This is a genomic window from Brevibacterium sp. LE-L, assembly GCF_050214925.1.
GTDB lineage: Bacteria > Actinomycetota > Actinomycetes > Actinomycetales > Brevibacteriaceae > Brevibacterium.
This window is the reverse complement of sequence record NZ_CP189759.1, coordinates 607,706-625,154: the sequence shown is the minus strand read 5'-3', so window position 1 is coordinate 625,154 and position 17,449 is coordinate 607,706. Positions and strand designations below refer to the sequence as shown.

Genomic DNA, 17,449 nt, shown 5'->3' with positions numbered 1-17,449 from the left:
TGGTGGTTGAAACAGACATGGCACCCCAGAAGCTCACACTCGCCGACGAGGTCGAGGCGGCCGCGCTGCGCATTTCCGATTCCGTCATCCTGTCGCCACTTCAGATCTGCGAGCGGCTGACGGCCGCGACCGGTTCGACCGTCTACCTCAAACGTGAGGACCTGCAGCTGGTGCGGTCGTACAAGATCCGTGGGGCCTTCAACTTCATGCTCCAACTCGACTCGGACGAACGAGAGCGCGGCGTCGTGTGCGCCTCGGCCGGAAACCATGCGCAGGGCTTCGCCCGCGCCTGCAAGGAACTCGGCATCCAGGGCACGATCTTCGTGCCCAAGACCACCCCGAAGCAGAAGATCGAACGGGTCCGCCACTTCGGCGGAGAGCAGGTGACGATCGAGATCGCCGGCTCCACCTACGATGACGCCTCCGCCCTGGCCTACCGGTTCGCCGACCGCAATGACGCCCTCCTCGTCTCGGCCTTCGACGACCGTCGGACGATCGCCGGACAGGGCACCGTGGCCGCCGAGATCCAGGCCCAGCTCGAGGCCGACCCCGACTACATCATCGTGCCCGTCGGCGGCGGTGGAGTCATCGCCGGTGTCGCCGCCTATGCGGCCGAGAGGATGCCGAACACGAAGATCATCGGCGCCGAACCCGCTGGGGCCGCCTCGATGATCGCCGCACTCAAGGCCGGCCACCCCGTGACATTGGAGAACATCGACCGCTTCGCCGACGGCACCGCCGTCAAACGCGCCGGCGCACTGACCTTCGACGTGGTGTCCGAACACGGTCTCGACATCCGCCCCGTCGCCGAGGGCGCGGTGGCCACCGAGATGCTCGACATGTACCAGGTCGACGGCATCATCGCCGAACCCTCCGGTGCCCTGGCGTCGGCCGGGATCGGCGGGCCGGATTCGGACAAACCGATCACCATCGAACCCGGTTCGACCGTGGTGTGCCTGGTCTCCGGAGGCAACAACGACATCTCCCGCTACCCGGAGATCCTCGAACGCTCTCTCGTCCACGAGGGCCTCAAGCACTACTTCATCGTCGACTTCCCGCAGGAGCCCGGTGCCCTGCGCCGGTTCCTCAACGAAGTGCTCGGACCCGAGGACGACATTGCGATGTTCGAGTACGTCAAACGCTCCGACCGTGAGACCGGACCCGCCTTCGTCGGCATCCAGCTCGGATACGCCGAAGATCTGCCGAACCTGCTCGAACGGATGGAGGCCTCGTCGATCGAGGTCGAGCGGGTGCACCAGAACTCGCCGATGTTCCGTCTCTTCGCCTAGTCCGCTCGCTGCCAAAGGAAGGCGATCCCTTCTGACGCAAGAGCCGCAGCGGGTGGCGATACCACCTGAGGCAGGAGGACACTCTGCCAAACAGTGGTCGCAATCGGACATTTCGCCAAATCTAGGTCGCTATCGGATACTTCTGGAGCTCAGAAGTATCCGATAGCGACCTAGATTTGGGCAGGAGCATTCTCAGCCACCACCCAGACGGCCTGCACACCGCGAACCGAACGGCCCGCGCACCGCCGACCGAACGGCCCGCGTACCGTTGCCCGAACGCCCCTGCCCTCCTGTCGGCCCACGCACTAGAGTGGGAGCATGCGCGCAATCACGATCTCCTCACCCGGTGAGCCCGAGGTTCTGCAGCTCACCGACGAGCCGACACCTGACATCGCCGCCGATGAGGTGCTCATCCGCGTCCATGCCGCCGGCGTCAACCGCGCCGACCTGCTCCAGCGTCGCGGCTTCTACGATCCCCCACCCGGCGCGACGCTGATCCCCGGCCTCGAAGTGTCCGGCACGATTGAGAAGCTCGGCGCCGAAGTCACCGGCTGGACCGTCGGCGACCGGGTCGCGGCCCTCCTGTCCGGCGGCGGATACGCGGAGTTCGTCCCCGTTCCCGCGGGTCAGCTGCTTCCCGTGCCCGAAGGCTTCGACCTCACCGAGGCGGCCGCGCTGCCCGAGGTGCTGTCGACCGTGTGGTCGAACATCGTCGGCCGGGGACGGATCGAGGCCGGCGAATGGCTGCTCGTCCACGGCGGAGGATCGGGCATCGGCACGGCCGCGATCCAGATCGCGAACCACCTCGGAGTGACGATCGCCGTCACCGTAGGATCCGAGCGGAAGGCCGAATTCTGCCGCGAACTCGGCGCCGACGCCGTCATCAACTACCGCGACGAGGACTTCGTCGAACGCGTCCACGAGATCTGCACCCATGAGGACGGTTCGACCGGCGCCGACGTCATCCTCGACATCATCGGCGCGAAGTACCTCGAACGCAATATCAAGGCTCTGGCCACCGACGGTCGCCTCGTCATCATCGGCATGCAGGGCGGAACGAAGACCGAGATCAATCTCGGCTGGCTCATGCAGCCGCGCAAGTCGGTTTCGGCCACGACCCTGCGGGCCAGGCCGAAGGAACAGAAGATCGCCATCGTCTCCGAGGTGGCCGAGCGCCTGTGGCCGGCCGTGACCGCCGGCGACATCCGCCCGATCATCCACGAGACCCTCCCGATCGCCGAGGCGGCCCAGGCCCATCAAGCACTCGAGGACGGGGCGAACATCGGCAAGGTTCTGCTCATCGTCGACCCGGACGGTGACCGGGCATGACCGAGACTCCCGACCGCGAAGACAACGGCAGCACCGATGGTCTGGCCCGAGCGGAGAAGGAGCAGGCCGATGTCTCCTCGCCGGCGAAGGTGATGCGCATCGGCACCATGGTCAAACAGCTGCTCGAGGAGGTCCGCGGCACCGAGCTCGATGAGAAGGGCCGTGAACGACTCGCCGAGATCCACCGCCGCTCCATCGAAGAACTCGAAGAGGGCCTGTCGAAAGACCTCATCGAGGAGCTCGAACGCCTCGATCTGCCCTTCGACTCCGGTGACGGCCCGCCGACGACCTCCGAACTGCGCATCGCCCAGGCACAGCTCGTCGGCTGGCTCGAAGGGCTCTTCCACGGCATCCAGACCGCCATCATGGCTCAGCAGGCGATGGCTCAGCAGCTCGGTGGGCGCGGTCAGCTGCCGCCCGGAATGGTCGCCTCCGGCATGGCCCAGCCCGGCACCGAAGGACCGTCGGCGAAGAAGTCGGCGACGGACCGTGATGATCGCGGCACCGGCAACTACCTGTGAAGCGCCTCCTCTCCGGCCTGGTCAAGAAGGCCCACAGGACCGGTGGCGACGATGAGCGATTCGGCACCGGGCTGTGGCGGCACAACCGCGACCGCTTCATCCGCGCCGTCGACCGCTACTACACCACGGCCCTCGCCCTCCACGAATCACGCCCCTCGGGTGACAGCGCTGCCGCCGGGGCCGCCTCGGCGAGGGATGAGGTCACCGGGGCCGGCAGGGATCCGGTCGACGTCATCGTCGACGGCACCCACCGGCTCAATGCCCTCGTGGACGTCGTCGACGGCATCACCGCGGACCTCCACGCCCGCTGTCCCGTGACCGGTCAAGTGGTGCCCGGACCGGACCGCAACGCGGTCGGCGATGTTCCCGAACTGCTGACGAAGGCCTCATCGAAGGTCGGCGAGGCGGTGCTCGCGGCGTCGATGGCGCGGACGGAAGCCCCGGCCGGGCGACCGATCGACTCGAGCGCACAGGCGACCGCGCGATTCATCGCCGATGCCGAGGAGCTGCTGGGGCGGGCGCGGGAGAACCTCGCTAGGCTGGGGCCATCATGATTCCTCCACTCAGTCCGGACCGCCTGCCTCCGGCCGACTTCGAACTCGGGCTCGTGGCCAGCGACATCGACGGAACTCTGCTGCTGAACTGGAAGCCGATCTCGACGGCCACGATCGACGCGATCCACCGTTGTCAGGATGTAGGCATTCCCTTCGTCCTCGTCACGGGGAGACCGATCCGCTGGCTCGCGCCGATCGCCGAGCAGATTCCCGATCTCGGTCGGGTCGTGTGCCTCAACGGTGCCGTCGTCTACGACATCGCCTCCCAGTCCGTCGTCGATGCCCACAGCATCGATGCGCAGACGATTGCGGAGATCACCGCGGCGGTGCGGGCCGACCATCCCGAGGCCAGGTTCGCCTATGAGACTCTCAACGGTGGTTTCATCGACCGCGAGTTCGTCGCACACCGGCCGCGTGAGGCCCGGATCATCGACGATGTCTCCGAACTGGCCGGTCAGGACGTCGTCAAGGTGCTCGTGCGTCTGGATACGAGCGATTCGCAGGCGATGCACGATCTCATCGACCCCCTGCTCGAGGGCACCTGCCATGCGTCGTTCTCCGAACCGGACAATGGGCTCGTCGAGCTCGCGCCGGCCGGAATCACGAAGGCGAAGACGCTGTCGGATCTGTGCGACCACCTCGGCGTGGCGCAGTCACAGGTGATGGCATTCGGGGATATGCCCAATGACATCGAGATGCTCTCGTGGGCCGGGCACGGCGTGGCGATGGGCAATGCTCTGGGCTCGGTCAAGGCGATCGCCGCGGCCGTCACTGAGGCCGTCGACGACGACGGCGTCGCCCGCTACCTCGACGCGGTCCTCGACACCCACAAAAAATACCCCTAATTGCTACGTGACGGCGGCCCAGCAACCTCGCGCGAGGTTGCTGGGCCGCCGTCACGTAGCAATTAGGGGCGGGTGTCGGTGGTGCCGGTCGCGTCCAGCAGAGAATCGTCGAGGCCGAAGTAGTCGATGAGGGCCACGGCCAGGCCGTCGTCCTCGATCGGATCGGTGACGACGCTGGCGAGCACCTTGAGTTCGTCCTTGGCCTGGCCCATGACGATGGAATGTTCGACCCATTCGATCATCTCGAGGTCATTGAGCCCGTCCCCAGCGCCTACGGTGTGCTCATGGTCGACACCGAGCTCGGATTCGACGAGCGCCAATCCGCTGGCCTTCGAGATCCCGTCCGGGGCGATGTCGAGCCAGTTGCTCCACCCCACCGAATAGCTGACCTCATGGAGTCCGAGCGAATCCACGGCGGCGGCGAACTCCTCGGCGGTGCCGTTGACCTCGCGCATGACGATGCGCGTGGCCCGCTTGGTCAGCAGCTCCTCGAAGTCGACGATGTCGAGAGTGTCGGATTCGGCGAGTTCCCCGACAGGGAACTCCCCCGAAGCCCACCGGTGCAGGTCGGGGTCCTCGACGAGGAACAGCGCCGTCGGCAGGGCCTCATACATCTTCTCCAGGGCATCGCGCGGGTCGAAGGACACCACGTGGTGCAACTCCCACCCCAGCGGCAGCTCCGGGTCGAGACGGGCGACGACCGACCCGTTCGAGCACACGACGAAACCGTGCTTGAGGCCGAGCGCACGGACGACCTCGAGCGCACCCGGCAGGGCACGGCCGGTGGAGATCACGAGATGATGCCCCTCCTCGGCGAGCCGATCGAGCACCTGCCTCACCGGCTCCGACAGGGATCCGTCGTAGTCGACGATCGTGCCGTCGACATCGAGGGCGATGAGGTGCGGGGCCAATGTGTCTCCCAACGTGAGCTTGAGTTTTCTGTGGACGTTCGCTTTCAACCAGCCGAGCAGCTTGGTCCAGCCGAGTCCCGCCGACCGTCATGCGCTCAGCGGCGCAGGCTCAGTAGCGCGGACCCTCCGGCCCCTGCGCGGTCATCCCGCCGAGGTAGGGCCGCAGCGCCGCCGGCACCGTGACCGAGCCGTCTGCCTGCTGGTGGTTCTCCAAGATCGGCACCAGCCAGCGCGTATTGGCCATGGTGCCGTTGAGGGTCGCAACCGGGCGGGTCGCTCCATCGTGACGTTCGCGGATGTGCAGGCGGCGGGCCTGGAAAGTCGTGCAGTTCGACGTCGACGTCAGCTCTCGGTAAGTGCCCTGCGTCGGCACCCAGGCCTCGCAGTCGAACTTCCTGGCAGCCGAATCGCCGAGGTCGCCGGCGGCGGTGTCGATGACCCGGTAGGGCAGCTCGCAGAGACCGAGCATCTTCTCCTGCAGGGACAGCATCCGCTCGTGTTCGGCCGCGGCGTCCTCGACCGGGACGTAGGCGAACATCTCGACCTTCTGGAACTGGTGGACGCGGATGATGCCGCGGGTGTCCTTGCCGTAGGAGCCGGCCTCACGGCGGTAGCAGGAGGAGATTCCGGCGTAGCGCAGCGGACCGTCGGAGAGGTCGATGATCTCATCCATGTGGTACCCGGCCAGCGGGACTTCAGAGGTGCCGACGAGGAACAGGTCGTCGGCTTCGAGACGGTAGACCTCATCGGCGTGCTCGCCGAGGAATCCGGTGCCGCGCATGACCTCGGGGCGAACCAGCGTCGGGGTGATGGTCGGGTTGAAACCGGCCTCCTCGGCGACGTCTCGAGCGAGGTTGAGCAGCGCCATCTCGAGCTTGGCGCCGAAACCGGTGAGGTAGTGGAAACGGGATCCGGAGACCTTCGTGCCACGCTGAGTGTCGATGGCCTTGAGCTTCTCACCGATCTCGAGGTGGTCGAGCGGTTCGAAGCCGTCGGCGCCGAAGTCGCGGGGCTCGCCGACGGTCTCGAGCGTCGCGAAGTTCTCTTCGCCGCCGGAGGGGATGCCGTCGATGATGAGGTTCGGAACCTTCGACACGAGCTGGTCGAAAGCGAAGCTCGCCTCTTCGGACTCCGCCGACAGCGACTTCACGGCCTCGGATTTCTGCTTGCCCTCGGCGATGAGCGCAGGCTTGTCTTCCTTCGGCGCCTTGGCGATCTGGGAGGAGAAGGCCTTCTGGTCCGCGCGAGCGTCTTCGTAGGCCGTGATGGCCGCACGACGTGCGGAATCAGCGGCGAGGACCTCGTCGATGAGCTCGACGGATGCCCCGCGAGCCTCCTGTGATGCCTTGAACAGGGCCGGGTTGTCTCTGAGAAGCGCTAGATCGATCACCCTCTCAGCTTAACGGGCCGGGCCCGTTTCCGACATTCGGCGCTCAGCCTGCACCCGAGTTCGACACGGTAGATTTGGCACATGATCATCGAGCTGGACCCCCTGATGACCTGGGTCATCGTCGCCGGTGCCCTCGTTGTGCTCGGCGCCGCGTTCCTCCTCGGTCGACGGATGGGCGCACGGCGCGTCCTCGCCAGGGTCAGGCGCTACGCCCACCCCGCGAACCTCGAGGACACCGAAGTCGACGATGCCGCCCGATACCGCGCCGCCCTCATCGTCAATCCGACGAAGACCGATGTGCGCCGTCTGGCTTCAACCGCCGAAGCGATCTGCCGCTTCGAGGGGTGGAACCCTCCCCTCGTGCTTGAGACCGCGCTCGAAGACTCCGGCGAAGGGGCCACGATCCGCGCGCTCGACGAAGGGGTCGACGTCGTCATCGCCGCCGGCGGGGACGGAACCATCCGCGCGGTCGCCTCGGCGCTGGCGGGCACCTCCACGCCGATGGGGATCGTGCCTCTGGGGACAGGGAACCTGCTCGCCCGAAACATCGATCTCGTCCTCGACAAGACCGAGTGGGCGCTGCGAATCGCTCTGTGGGGGCGCAATCGGGAGATCGATGTGGGAACGGCGAAGACCGCCGAGGATGGCGAGAGCCATATCTTCACCGTGATGACCGGGCTCGGCTTCGATGCCGCGGTCATGGCCGACACCAGCGATGAGCTCAAGAGTCGACTGGGCTGGTTGGCCTATGTCGAGGCCGGATCGCGGAAGCTCGCGGGCAAACCGAGTCAGGTCAAGGTCACATTCGATGATGACTATCGGATCTCGGCACGAGTGCGGTCGGTCCTCGGCGGCAACTGCGGGCGCCTGCAGGGCGGGATCCAGCTGCTGCCGCAGGCGGTCATCGACGACGGCATGCTCGATGTGCTCATCGTCAGCCCGAAGAACCTCGGCCAGTGGCTCGGCGTCCTTGCCTCGATCGCGGGACGTCGGGCCTCACGCGGTCTGCACACGAATATCCGCAAGTGTCAGAAGGTCGTCATCGAGGCAGGTGAGGACCTCAACATTCAGCTCGACGGGGATCCGCTCGGGCAGTCGTCGTACCTCGAGATGGAGGTCAGGCCCTCGGCCCTGACAGTCCGCGTGCCCACCGTCGAACAGCGCAAGCAGATCCGAGCCGAAGCCTGGCCGGTCTGAGGTTTGCACTGAACTCTCCTCAGCCCTTCAGCAATTACCAATTAGTAGGTCACGGAGCGATTACAGAAATTCACCGAAGCGTTACAGCAATTAAACCTGAACAAAATGTACAGAAATAGTTTAGGGAATCCTTGGAACCTAGGATGAGTGCCGTATCACACCCCTCGTCACAGAGATTGAAGGCACTCCAATGAAGAAGATCATCCTCGCGCCGGCAGTCGCCCTCGCATTCACCGGCCTCGTCGCCAGTCCGGTCGCCGCCGCGGAATCCCCCTCCACGCAGTCGGCATCCACCAAGGCCGAGCAGCAGAAGCAGGACGAGGCCGAGCAGGCCAAGAAGGAAGAGGCCAAGAAGGCTGCGGCCGAAAAGGAAGCGGCCGAGAAGAAGGCCGAGGAGAAGGCCGAGGAGAAGGCGGCCGCCGAGAAGAAGGCCAAAGACGCCAAGAAGGCCGAAGAAAAGAAGAAGGCTGCCGAAGACAAGGCCGATAAAGACAAGGCGGACAAGAAGAACGACGCCAAGAAGCCCCCGAAGAAGGTCGACCCGAAGCCCGCTCCTGCCCCCGAGGACGAGGACAAGGACGCCAAGGACGATGACAAGGCTGAGGACACGGTCAACCCGATCAATGCTTCGGTGCAGGTCGTCTCGAATGATGTCACTGCCGAGGAGCTCCACGAGGATGGCGTGACCGTCAAGGTCACCGGACTCGAGAAGGGTGACAAGGTCTCCGTCAAGTCGGGACTGACCGGCCCGGCAACAACTGCTCAGGGTTCGACCGCCACTCTCAAGCTGCACTCCGCGAAAGAGGTCACGCAGGATTCAGTCGCCTTCGCCCTCCAGGTGCAGCGCACAGGCACCACATCGATCACCGAGTCCAGCAACGTAGACGTCGAGGTGAATCCGCAGGCAGTCGCTCCGAAGGTCTCGCTCAGCACCGACAAGATCTCGGAGAGCGACTTCGCGAAGAACGGCATCAAGGTCACCGGTGAGGGCTTCACCCCCGACGGAAAGGTCACCGTCGTCGGCGGAACCGCCCAGTCGCCCTTCGCCACTCTCGAAGTCGACGCCGACGAAGAAGGAAAGATCTCCGCAATCCTGAAGTTCGACGGCGACGACAACCTCCCGGCCGGCGACTACTCCGTCTGGGGCGTCGACCAGGAAACCGAGACCAGCTCTGATGCTCAGAGCTTCACCATCACCGAAGACTCGGAAATCGACCCGACCGTCAAGATCGATTCGAAGAAGATCTCCCTCGAGGACTTCAAGAAGGACGGACTGAAGTTCAGCGGATCCGGGTTCTCACCGAACGGAACCATCACCGTCCAGGGCGAAACCGTGACACCCCAGCGTGCCGCCGCACCTCAGGCCGAAGAGCTCCGCGCGGACGAGGACGGCAACGTCGAAGGTGCCGTGATTGCGCCCGAGTCACTCGAAGCCGGTACATACGCTTTGACCTTCGTCGACGACGAGACCGAAGAGACGAGCGACCCGGTCGAGATCACCGTCACCGACGACGAGGACGCCGTCGACCCGATCGACGCGTCCCTCAAGGTCGATCCCAAGGAGATCACCGCCGAGGATCTCGCCAACAAGGACAAGGGCGTGACCGTCACCGTCTCGGGCGTGAAGAAGGGCGACAAGATCAAGGACTCCCTCACCGGGGAGACCGAGACCGCTGAAGCCGACGGTGACTACAAGCTCCACCTCTGGTACGAAGGCAACCCGAAGAACCTTGAGGCCGGAAAGGTCCCGTTCACCGTCACCATCGACCGCGAAGGCACCGAATCGGAGACCCTCAACGGCAACATCAACGTCGTCGAGGATGAAACCGAGGCCCCCGCCGAGGCGACCTTCAAGGTCTCGCCGAAGACGATCGAAGCCGCAGACTTCGCCAACGAGAAGAAGGGCGTCACCCTCGCCGTCGAGAACTGCGAGCCCGGCGCCGATGTCCACTTCGAGGTCACCCCGAAGGGCATCAACGTCACGGCCTACGAGAACATCGTCAAGGCCGACGACGAAGGCAATGCTTCCGTCAACGTCTTCGGCACCTCGACGAACACTTCGGCCTACGTCGGCTCCTACACCGCGACAGCAACCTGCGGCGATGACACCATGAAGGACACCTTCAAGGTCACCCAGGGCGCCAACGGCGGTGGAGACGACGGAAACGGCGGCGACAACGGCAACGCCGGCAACGCCGGCAGCCAGCTGCCGCGTACCGGTGCCGACCTCGGCGGACTGACGACGGGAGCCCTGCTCGTCCTCGTCGGCGGCGCCGCGATCGCGCTGACCGGTCGCAAGAACAAGTTCGGTCAGACTCCGACGAGCTTCTGATCTGAGTCAGACGGCCGCTTTCGGCCGCAGATTGAGGGGTGGTCCGGCGCGCGCCGGACCACCCCTCAATCTATTCATCGCGAACGGACGCTGAACCCTGACGGCGATCCGACTTCCGTAGTGAACAAAACGACCACAACTATGCGTGTGGTGATTGTTGCATTACTGTTACATTCGCACTACTTCACACCCAGCTGTAATTTTCAAAGGAAATACATGAAGAAGCTCGCCCTCGCCCCCGCGGTGGCCATCGCCATCACCGGCCTGGCCGCATCCCCAGTTATTGCTGCACCCGAGGCACCCACCTCGACGACTCAGCAGCCCGCGCAGGCCACTCAGCTCCAGAAGGCGTCTGGAGCGAAAGCTCAGGACGGTGAAGAAGCCGGCGTCAACGTGTCGGAGAGCGAGATCTCGCTTGCCGATTTCGTCGCCGAGGGCGTTGACATCGTCGGCGCCGACCTCAACCCGAACACTGAATACTCGGTGGTTGTCAGCCACACCAACGATCAGGTCGGATCGTACGAAGAGACACTCACCACCGATGACACCGGCGCCTTCGCGACCGGAGTCAAAGGCCTCGATGATGAAGCATTCATCGGCAAGTACAGCGTCGTGGCCAACAACGCCACGAACTCCAACGAGTCACACCACACCACTTTCGAAGTAACCGACGAGCCCGAGGCCCCCGCTGCCGACCAGAAGGTCTCGCTCAGCACCGACAAGATCTCGGAGAGCGACTTCGCGAAGAACGGCATCAAGGTCACCGGTGAGGGCTTCACCCCCGACGGAAAGGTCACCGTCGTCGGCGGAACCGCCCAGTCGCCCTTCGCCACCGTCGAAGTCGACGCCGACGAAGAAGGAAAGATCTCCGCAACCCTGAAGTTCGACGGCGACGACAACCTCCCGGCCGGCGACTACTCCGTCTGGGGCGTCGACCAGGAAACCGAGACCAGCTCCGATGCTCAGACCTTCACCATCACCGAAGACGAAACCGACGAGCCCACCACTCCTGCTGCCGAAGCCAAGCTGGCCGTCTCCCCCGAGACCATCTCCCCCGCTGACTTCGTCAAGGAAGACAAGGGCGTCACCCTCGCCGTCGAAAACTGCGAGCCCGGCGAAGACATCCGCTTCCTCGTCAACCCCAAGGGCGAGTCGAACGTCACCGCCTTCGACAAGACCGTCAAGGCTGACGACGAGGGCAAGGCCAGCGTCAACGTCTACGGCACCAGCGCCTCCAACGCCTCGGCCTACATCGGCGACTACGATGTGACCGTCACCTGTGGCGATGACGAACTGACCGGTGAGTTCTCCGTCAGCGACGATGCCAATGCAGGCGGCAGCGACGGCGGCGAAGACGGAAACGACGATGGCGACAATGGAGATGCCGGCAACGGCGGCGACCTGCCCCGCACCGGTACCGAGCTGACCGGCCTCGTCGGCGGTGCAGGTCTCCTCCTCATCGGTGGAGTCGCAGTCGCACTGACCATGCGCCGCAAGAAGGTCGCCCAGGATCCCGCTGAGATCTGATAGCGACGAACTGCGAACAATCGCCCGAACTCGACTGAGCTGGGCGTGAGACAAAGAAGAGCGCGAACCCGACCGGGTTCGCGCTCTTCTTGTAGTCGTCAGAAGGGGAGGCAGCAGACAGCTCACTTCATGCGGTCGTACCTCGAGCGCAGAGCGAGGAAGGCTCCGTAGAGGATCAGACCGAGCCCCACGGCCAGCAGCAGGCACGGCCCGAAGGGCTGGTCGCGCATCCCCTTGAGCGCACCGTCGATTCCAGTGAACTCCTCCGGATCACCGGTGGCCGCCGAGGCCGCAACGAGGATGCCCACCGACAGCAGCGTCACACCTTTGCCCAGATAACCGACGACGCCGGTGAATCCGACCAGGAAACGAGTGATCGTGCTGCGCGGCCGACGCAGCTCCTCTTTCCACTTCCGTCGCAGTCCGTTGATACTGAACACGATGCCGATGATCGCAATCACGGCGCCGACGGCCATGAGGACATACAGTCCACCCGGTGCTTTCGCCACGGTCGTCGAGTCCTGTGAGCTCGTCTTGCCCGAGTCCGCTCCCCCTCCGAAGACGAACTGGGAAAAGGTCGCGGCAACCACCACATAGGCAACGGCAGAAGCGACCATTGTGAAGAAGTCGATCCACTGCTTCCTCCCCTGCTTCTGCTGCGGGTCTCGAGTGCCTGCGCCACGCAGCGATGCCGAGCCGAAGAACGCATTGACCAGACACCACAACGCCATCAGCGCACAGCCGAGGAAGCAGATGACGATCAGCACCATGCCGAACGGCTGTGAAGCGATCTGGCCGACGGCCCCGGCCTGATCGGCGTCTCCCCCGCCCTGACCGAGCCCGATCGTTATAGCAGTCGCACCGAGGATGGCATGGACCAATCCGTTGGCAAGGAAGCCGGCACGAGCCACCCGCTCGAACCAGCGGCTGTCAGCGGCTTCCTGGGCCGCCGTATCAGCGCTGTCGGCGACCTGACGGACCTTCTCTTTCTCGTTCACAGAGATCAGTGTCGCAGTTCTCAGTGTCGCAGCGTCTCTGTGTGTCGTCGTGTCCCTGTCCGGCTGCCGCCGGCTCAGCCGCGTCGATACCGGTTGTACAGCACCAGAGCACCCGGTTCGGGGCGGCCCCGCGGGCGACGCCCCCGCGAGATCGAGACGACATCTCCACCCACCGTGCCGGCGGCGAAGACGCGAGCCTCGCGTTCCTGCGCCGTCATCCGCGAACGGACCTCGGCCTCGAGCTCCTCATTGCGGTGTTTGAGAGCATCGACCTGATTCTGCAGATCGATGATCTTCTTGATCCCGACGAGATTGACTCCCTCGTCCTGGGACAGCTGCTGGATCAGTCGCAGCTTGGCGATGTCCTGACCCGAGTAGCGCCGCCCGCGGCCCGCGGTGCGTTCCGGAGTGACGAGGCCCAAGCGGTCATACTGCCGCAGTGTCTGCGGGTGCATCCCCGCCAGATCCGCGGCCACCGAGATGACATACACCGCAGCACTCGATGAAATGTGCATTGTGATTCACCACCTCAACTGGCCTTAGCCCGATCCAGCAGGCCAGCCCGAGGATCCTCGCCCTCGGTGGCGGCCTTGAACGTTTCGACAGCCGCCTTGGCCTCATCGGACAGATTCTTCGGCGCCACGATCTCGACCGTCGCGAGGAGATCGCCGGTGCCCTTCTTCGTCTTCACGCCCTTGCCGCGCACACGCAGGGTTCGGCCCGAGGGTGTCCCCGGTGCGACCTTGACCTTGACCGGCATCCCGCCCAAAGTTGGCACCTTGACCTCGGCGCCGAGGGTCGCCTCGTCGAAGCTGACCGGCAGATCTATGCGCAGGTTGTCGCCGTCACGGGTGAACACGGGGTGCGGCTTGACGTTCGCCGTGAGGATCACGTCACCGGCCTCGCCGCCGTTCGGGCTGGCTTTGCCCTTGCCGGCCAGGCGGATCTTCTGCCCGTCCTTGACACCGATCGGAGTCCGCACGGTCAGCGGTCTGCCGCCTGGCATGTTCAGCTTCACCGAGGCACCGTCGATCGCTTCGGTGAACGACAGCGTCGTGGTCGACTTGATGTCGCCACCCTTGACCGGGGGCGAGTAGCCCCCACCGAATCCGCCGCCGTAGCCGCCACCGCCGCCGAATCCGCCGAGCAGATCGGCCAGATCCGGAGGCACATCGCCTCCGCCTCCGTATGTCGTGCGGGTCCGGGTGCGTCCGCCACCTCCGAAGAGATCGGAGAATACGTCCTCGAATCCGCCAGCACCGGCACCGCCGGGCCCACCGGATCCGGCGCTGAACCGGGCACCGCCGCCCATAGCGCGGACCTGGTCGTACTGGGCACGCGATTCCTTGTCGGACAGCACCTGGTGGGCCTGCCCGATCTCCTTGAACTTCTCCTCGGCCTTCTCATCACCGGGATTCGCATCCGGGTGATACTTGCGCGCGAGTTTGCGATAGGCCTTCTTGATCTCGGCGTCGGAAGCATCCTTGGAGACGCCGAGGGTTTTGTAGAAGTCCTTGTCGAACCAATCATTCTGAGGTCCGGTATTCACCTGGCACCTCCTTTCCTTCCCATCAATCCTGTCAGCACTGTATTCACTTGTCTCCTCACAATCCGCATCCCCGGGGACGCTGCCCCGAAGATCCGGACCGCCGCCGAGGTGGTCCCCGACCCCGTACGTCAGTGAACTGACGAACGGGACCGGGGGCCGCCTCGGCGATCGTGGTCGTTTCAGTCCTCCGGCTGCTGGACACCGACCCGGGCGGCGCGGATGATGCGCTCCCCGATCCGGTATCCGGGCTGCATGACCAGGAAGATCGTCGGGCTCTCCACCTCGTCCGAGGGTTGCTGCATGAGCGCCTCGTGGACGTTCGGGTCGAACTCCTCGCCGACCTCGCCGTATTGTTCGACGCCGAGCTTCGCCAGCGAGTCGACGAGCTTGTCCACGTGGGTCTCGAAAGGCCCGGTGACATCGCCGTTCTCGCGGGCGAGCTTGACCTCATCGAGCACGGGGATGAGCGCCTCGACGACCTTGATCGTGCCGCCGAGCGCCGCACGTTCGCGTTCGCGTTCGGCACGCATCCGGTAGGCGGCGTACTCAGCGTTGATGCGCTTGAGGTCAGCGAGGTGCGCTGCGGCCTCCGATCCCGGCTCGGGTTCGTCCGCCGGCTCCGTGTCCTCGAGGCCGGAGGCATCGGTGGGGATGTCGACACCGAGGTCGCTGGCATCGGCCGCGGAAGCGGTCTCGGCCTGCTCGGCGTTCGGGTCCGCGGTCGGCTCCTCGCCGGCCTCGGCCGAGGCCGACTGTGCGTCGGCCTCGGGACGGACCTCACCGGTGTTCGGATCGACCCGGCGCTTGTCACTGAAAGTGAAGCCTGGCTCCTCGGACGACTCGTCGTTGCCCTCGGCAGTCATTACTTCTTCTCCTCATCCTCTTCGTCGACAACCTCGGCGTCGACAACGTCGTCATCGGCACCGGACTCGGCGGCACCCTCACCGGCAGCTGCGGCGCCTTCGGCACCACCCTGCTGGTTGTAGATGGCTTCGCCGATCTTCTGCTGGTTTTCCATCAGCTTGTCGTAGGCGGTCTTCACTGCGTCCTCGTCTTCGCCCTTGAGCGCTTCCTTGACAGCGTCGACGTCGCCCTGCATCTCAGTCTTGATCTCTTCAGGGAGTTTGTCGGCATTGTCGGTGAGCAGCTTCTCGGTCTGGTAGGCGAGGTTCTCAGCATTGTTGCGGACATCGGCGGCCTCACGGCGCTTCTTGTCCTCTTCTGCGTGCTCCTCGGCCTCGCGGACCATGCGCTCGATGTCTTCCTCCGGCAGTGCGGAACCGCCGGTGATCGTCATCGACTGCTCGGTGCCGGTGCCCTTGTCGGTGGCCGACACGTGGACGATGCCGTTGGCGTCGATGTCGAAGGCGACCTCGATCTGCGGCACACCACGCGGAGCCGGAGCGATGCCGGTCAGCTCGAAGGTGCCGAGGTTCTTGTTGTCGCGAGTGAACTCGCGCTCACCCTGGAAGACCTGGATCGACACGGAGGGCTGGTTGTCCTCAGCCGTGGTGAAGGTCTCCGAACGCTTGGTCGGGATCGGGGTGTTGCGCTCGATGAGCTTCGTCATCACGCCGCCCTTGGTCTCGAGACCGAGCGAGAGCGGGGTGACGTCGATGAGCAGAACGTCCTTGCGCTCTCCCACGAGGACACCGGCCTGGACTGCCGCACCGATCGCGACGACTTCATCGGGGTTGACGCCCTTGTTGGGCTCCTTGCCTCCGGTGAGTTCGGTGACGACGGCGGAGACGCCGGGCATACGGGTCGAACCGCCGACGAGGACGACGTGGTCGATGTCAGACACAGACACGCCTGCGTCCTTCATGACTGCGTGGAACGGAGCCTTGGTGCGCTCGAGGAGGTCCTTGGTGAGATCCTCGAACTTCGCGCGAGTCAGCGACTCGTCGAGGTGGATGGGTCCGTTCTCGCTCATCGACAGGTACTGCAGCGAGATGTTCGTGCTGGTGGCCGAGGACAGTTCCTTCTTCGCCTGCTCAGCGGCTTCTTTGAGGCGCTGCAGAGCAGTGGCGTCCTTGGTCAGGTCGACACCGTAGTTGTTCTTGACCTGCTCGACGAGCCAGTCGACGATCCGCTGATCCCAGTCGTCACCGCCGAGGCGGTTGTCACCCGAGGTCGCACGGACCTGAATGGTGGAGAAGTCGTCTTCATCCTTGCCGACTTCCAGCAGGGACACGTCGAAGGTGCCGCCGCCGAGGTCGAAGACGAGGATGGTCTCATCTTCCTTGCCGCGCTCGAGGCCGTAGGCCAGAGCAGCAGCGGTCGGCTCGTTGATGATGCGCGAGACGTTGAGTCCGGCGATCTCACCGGCGTCCTTCGTAGCCTGACGCTCGGCGTCGTTGAAGTATGCGGGAACGGTGATCACCGCGTCGGTGACCTTCTCCTGCAGGTATTCCTCAGCGTCGTGCTTGAGCTTCTGGAGGATGCGGGCCGAGACCTCCGGAGCGGTCATCTTCTTGCCGCCGATCTCGGTGGACCAATCGGTGCCCATGTGGCGCTTGACCGAAGCGACCGTGTTCTTGATGTTGGTGACAGCCTGGCGCTTGGCGATCTCACCGACAAGGGAGTCGCCGTTCTTGTTGACCGCAACGACGGACGGGGTCGTGCGACCGCCCTCTGCGTTCGCGATGACCTTCGGGTCGCCGCCCTCGAGGACGGTGACGACGGAGTTCGTGGTTCCGAGGTCGATTCCGACTGCACGTGCCATAGTGTTCTCTCCTAACAGATTGTGAGTTCCTGCGACTCGAATGTGTGCGATCGGGCGGCTCCGATTCCTCAGCAGAACCACTCGACCGCACACATTGAGCCAACCTGACTCAAGTATTCTCTTCGAGGTTTCGGCCGTCAAGTCGAACCTCATCAAAGTTGCGTACACTAGACTCAACTTTGGTGAGGTTGCTTTTATTCCTCCGCACTGAAGAATTCCTTTTCACGCACCTGACGGCCCCGTTTTCCGGGACCGTCAGTGCTTTCGGAAGCCGATCTTCCG

General features: G+C 64.6%; 15 protein-coding genes. 8 read left to right on the top strand and 7 right to left on the bottom strand.

Going from position 1 to position 17,449, the window contains the following annotated elements; genetic code table 11:
• Nucleotides 1-17 precede the first annotated feature (17 nt).
• From ilvA to ACQE2J_RS02720, 5 genes are all read left to right on the top strand, one after another.
• Nucleotides 18-1,289: a threonine ammonia-lyase IlvA gene (gene ilvA / locus ACQE2J_RS02740; protein WP_167854421.1), complete on the top strand. Its 1,272-nt coding sequence runs from the start codon at nt 18-20 to the stop codon at nt 1,287-1,289.
• Between the two features lie 318 nt (nt 1,290-1,607).
• Nucleotides 1,608-2,618, top strand: a complete 1,011-nt coding sequence (locus ACQE2J_RS02735; RefSeq protein WP_426937023.1) for an NAD(P)H-quinone oxidoreductase — start codon at nt 1,608-1,610, stop codon at nt 2,616-2,618.
• The gene (locus ACQE2J_RS02730) at nt 2,615-3,139 is read left to right on the top strand and encodes a proteasome activator (protein WP_426937022.1); all 525 of its coding nucleotides are present in this window, start codon (nt 2,615-2,617) and stop codon (nt 3,137-3,139) included. The genes ACQE2J_RS02735 and ACQE2J_RS02730 overlap by 4 nt, the downstream gene beginning before the upstream one ends.
• Nucleotides 3,136-3,693: a hypothetical protein gene (locus ACQE2J_RS02725; protein WP_426937021.1), complete on the top strand. Its 558-nt coding sequence runs from the start codon at nt 3,136-3,138 to the stop codon at nt 3,691-3,693. Before ACQE2J_RS02730 ends, ACQE2J_RS02725 begins: the two co-directional genes overlap by 4 nt.
• Nucleotides 3,690-4,538: an HAD family hydrolase gene (locus ACQE2J_RS02720; RefSeq protein WP_426937020.1), complete on the top strand. Its 849-nt coding sequence runs from the start codon at nt 3,690-3,692 to the stop codon at nt 4,536-4,538. The genes ACQE2J_RS02725 and ACQE2J_RS02720 overlap by 4 nt, the downstream gene beginning before the upstream one ends.
• A gap of 62 nt (nt 4,539-4,600) precedes the next feature.
• On the opposite strand, the gene ACQE2J_RS02715 is transcribed toward ACQE2J_RS02720, so the two are convergent.
• Nucleotides 4,601-5,461 (bottom strand): HAD family hydrolase, encoded by an 861-nt coding sequence (locus tag ACQE2J_RS02715; RefSeq protein WP_240689795.1) that lies wholly within the window; start codon nt 5,459-5,461, stop codon nt 4,601-4,603.
• A gap of 97 nt (nt 5,462-5,558) precedes the next feature.
• The gene (gene serS, locus ACQE2J_RS02710) at nt 5,559-6,839 is read right to left on the bottom strand and encodes a serine--tRNA ligase (RefSeq protein ID WP_426937019.1); all 1,281 of its coding nucleotides are present in this window, start codon (nt 6,837-6,839) and stop codon (nt 5,559-5,561) included.
• A gap of 81 nt (nt 6,840-6,920) precedes the next feature.
• Between serS and ACQE2J_RS02705 the strand changes: the two genes are divergently transcribed.
• The 3 genes from ACQE2J_RS02705 to ACQE2J_RS02695 all read left to right on the top strand — a co-directional run bounded on the left by ACQE2J_RS02705 (nt 6,921) and on the right by ACQE2J_RS02695 (nt 11,895).
• Nucleotides 6,921-8,036 carry a diacylglycerol/lipid kinase family protein gene (locus tag ACQE2J_RS02705; protein WP_426937018.1) on the top strand — a complete coding sequence of 372 codons (1,116 nt, stop codon included), beginning with the start codon at nt 6,921-6,923 and terminating at the stop codon, nt 8,034-8,036.
• Between the two features lie 190 nt (nt 8,037-8,226).
• Nucleotides 8,227-10,368, top strand: coding sequence for a hypothetical protein (locus ACQE2J_RS02700; RefSeq protein ID WP_426937017.1), 2,142 nt, complete (start codon nt 8,227-8,229; stop codon nt 10,366-10,368).
• A gap of 216 nt (nt 10,369-10,584) precedes the next feature.
• Nucleotides 10,585-11,895, top strand: a complete 1,311-nt coding sequence (locus tag ACQE2J_RS02695; protein WP_426937016.1) for an LPXTG cell wall anchor domain-containing protein — start codon at nt 10,585-10,587, stop codon at nt 11,893-11,895.
• A gap of 122 nt (nt 11,896-12,017) precedes the next feature.
• On the opposite strand, the gene ACQE2J_RS02690 is transcribed toward ACQE2J_RS02695, so the two are convergent.
• From ACQE2J_RS02690 to dnaK, 5 genes are all read right to left on the bottom strand, one after another.
• A complete protein-coding gene (locus tag ACQE2J_RS02690; protein WP_426937015.1) occupies nt 12,018-12,893 on the bottom strand; it encodes a DUF1206 domain-containing protein in 876 nt (291 codons plus the stop codon).
• 74 nt (nt 12,894-12,967) lie between these two features.
• Nucleotides 12,968-13,408 carry a heat shock protein transcriptional repressor HspR gene (locus ACQE2J_RS02685; RefSeq protein ID WP_135539849.1) on the bottom strand — a complete coding sequence of 147 codons (441 nt, stop codon included), beginning with the start codon at nt 13,406-13,408 and terminating at the stop codon, nt 12,968-12,970.
• A 14-nt stretch (nt 13,409-13,422) separates the two neighbouring features.
• Entirely contained in the window at nt 13,423-14,442 is a 1,020-nt protein-coding gene (locus ACQE2J_RS02680; RefSeq protein ID WP_135539847.1) for a DnaJ C-terminal domain-containing protein, read from the bottom strand.
• A gap of 179 nt (nt 14,443-14,621) precedes the next feature.
• A complete protein-coding gene (locus ACQE2J_RS02675) occupies nt 14,622-15,305 on the bottom strand; it encodes a nucleotide exchange factor GrpE (RefSeq protein ID WP_135539845.1) in 684 nt (227 codons plus the stop codon).
• Nucleotides 15,305-17,167 (bottom strand): molecular chaperone DnaK, encoded by a 1,863-nt coding sequence (gene dnaK / locus ACQE2J_RS02670; protein WP_135539843.1) that lies wholly within the window; start codon nt 17,165-17,167, stop codon nt 15,305-15,307. Before dnaK ends, ACQE2J_RS02675 begins: the two co-directional genes overlap by 1 nt.
• Nucleotides 17,168-17,449: the final 282 nt, after the last annotated feature.

Coding starts and splice junctions, on each gene's coding strand:
- ilvA (WP_167854421.1), top strand. CDS start 18: ATGGCACCCCAGAAGCTCACACTCGCCGACGAGGTCGAGGCGGCCGCG.
- ACQE2J_RS02735 (WP_426937023.1), top strand. CDS start 1,608: ATGCGCGCAATCACGATCTCCTCACCCGGTGAGCCCGAGGTTCTGCAG.
- ACQE2J_RS02730 (WP_426937022.1), top strand. CDS start 2,615: ATGACCGAGACTCCCGACCGCGAAGACAACGGCAGCACCGATGGTCTG.
- ACQE2J_RS02720 (WP_426937020.1), top strand. CDS start 3,690: ATGATTCCTCCACTCAGTCCGGACCGCCTGCCTCCGGCCGACTTCGAA.
- ACQE2J_RS02705 (WP_426937018.1), top strand. CDS start 6,921: ATGATCATCGAGCTGGACCCCCTGATGACCTGGGTCATCGTCGCCGGT.
- ACQE2J_RS02700 (WP_426937017.1), top strand. CDS start 8,227: ATGAAGAAGATCATCCTCGCGCCGGCAGTCGCCCTCGCATTCACCGGC.
- ACQE2J_RS02695 (WP_426937016.1), top strand. CDS start 10,585: ATGAAGAAGCTCGCCCTCGCCCCCGCGGTGGCCATCGCCATCACCGGC.
- ACQE2J_RS02685 (WP_135539849.1), bottom strand. CDS start 13,408: ATGCACATTTCATCGAGTGCTGCGGTGTATGTCATCTCGGTGGCCGCG.
- ACQE2J_RS02675 (WP_135539845.1), bottom strand. CDS start 15,305: ATGACTGCCGAGGGCAACGACGAGTCGTCCGAGGAGCCAGGCTTCACT.
- dnaK (WP_135539843.1), bottom strand. CDS start 17,167: ATGGCACGTGCAGTCGGAATCGACCTCGGAACCACGAACTCCGTCGTC.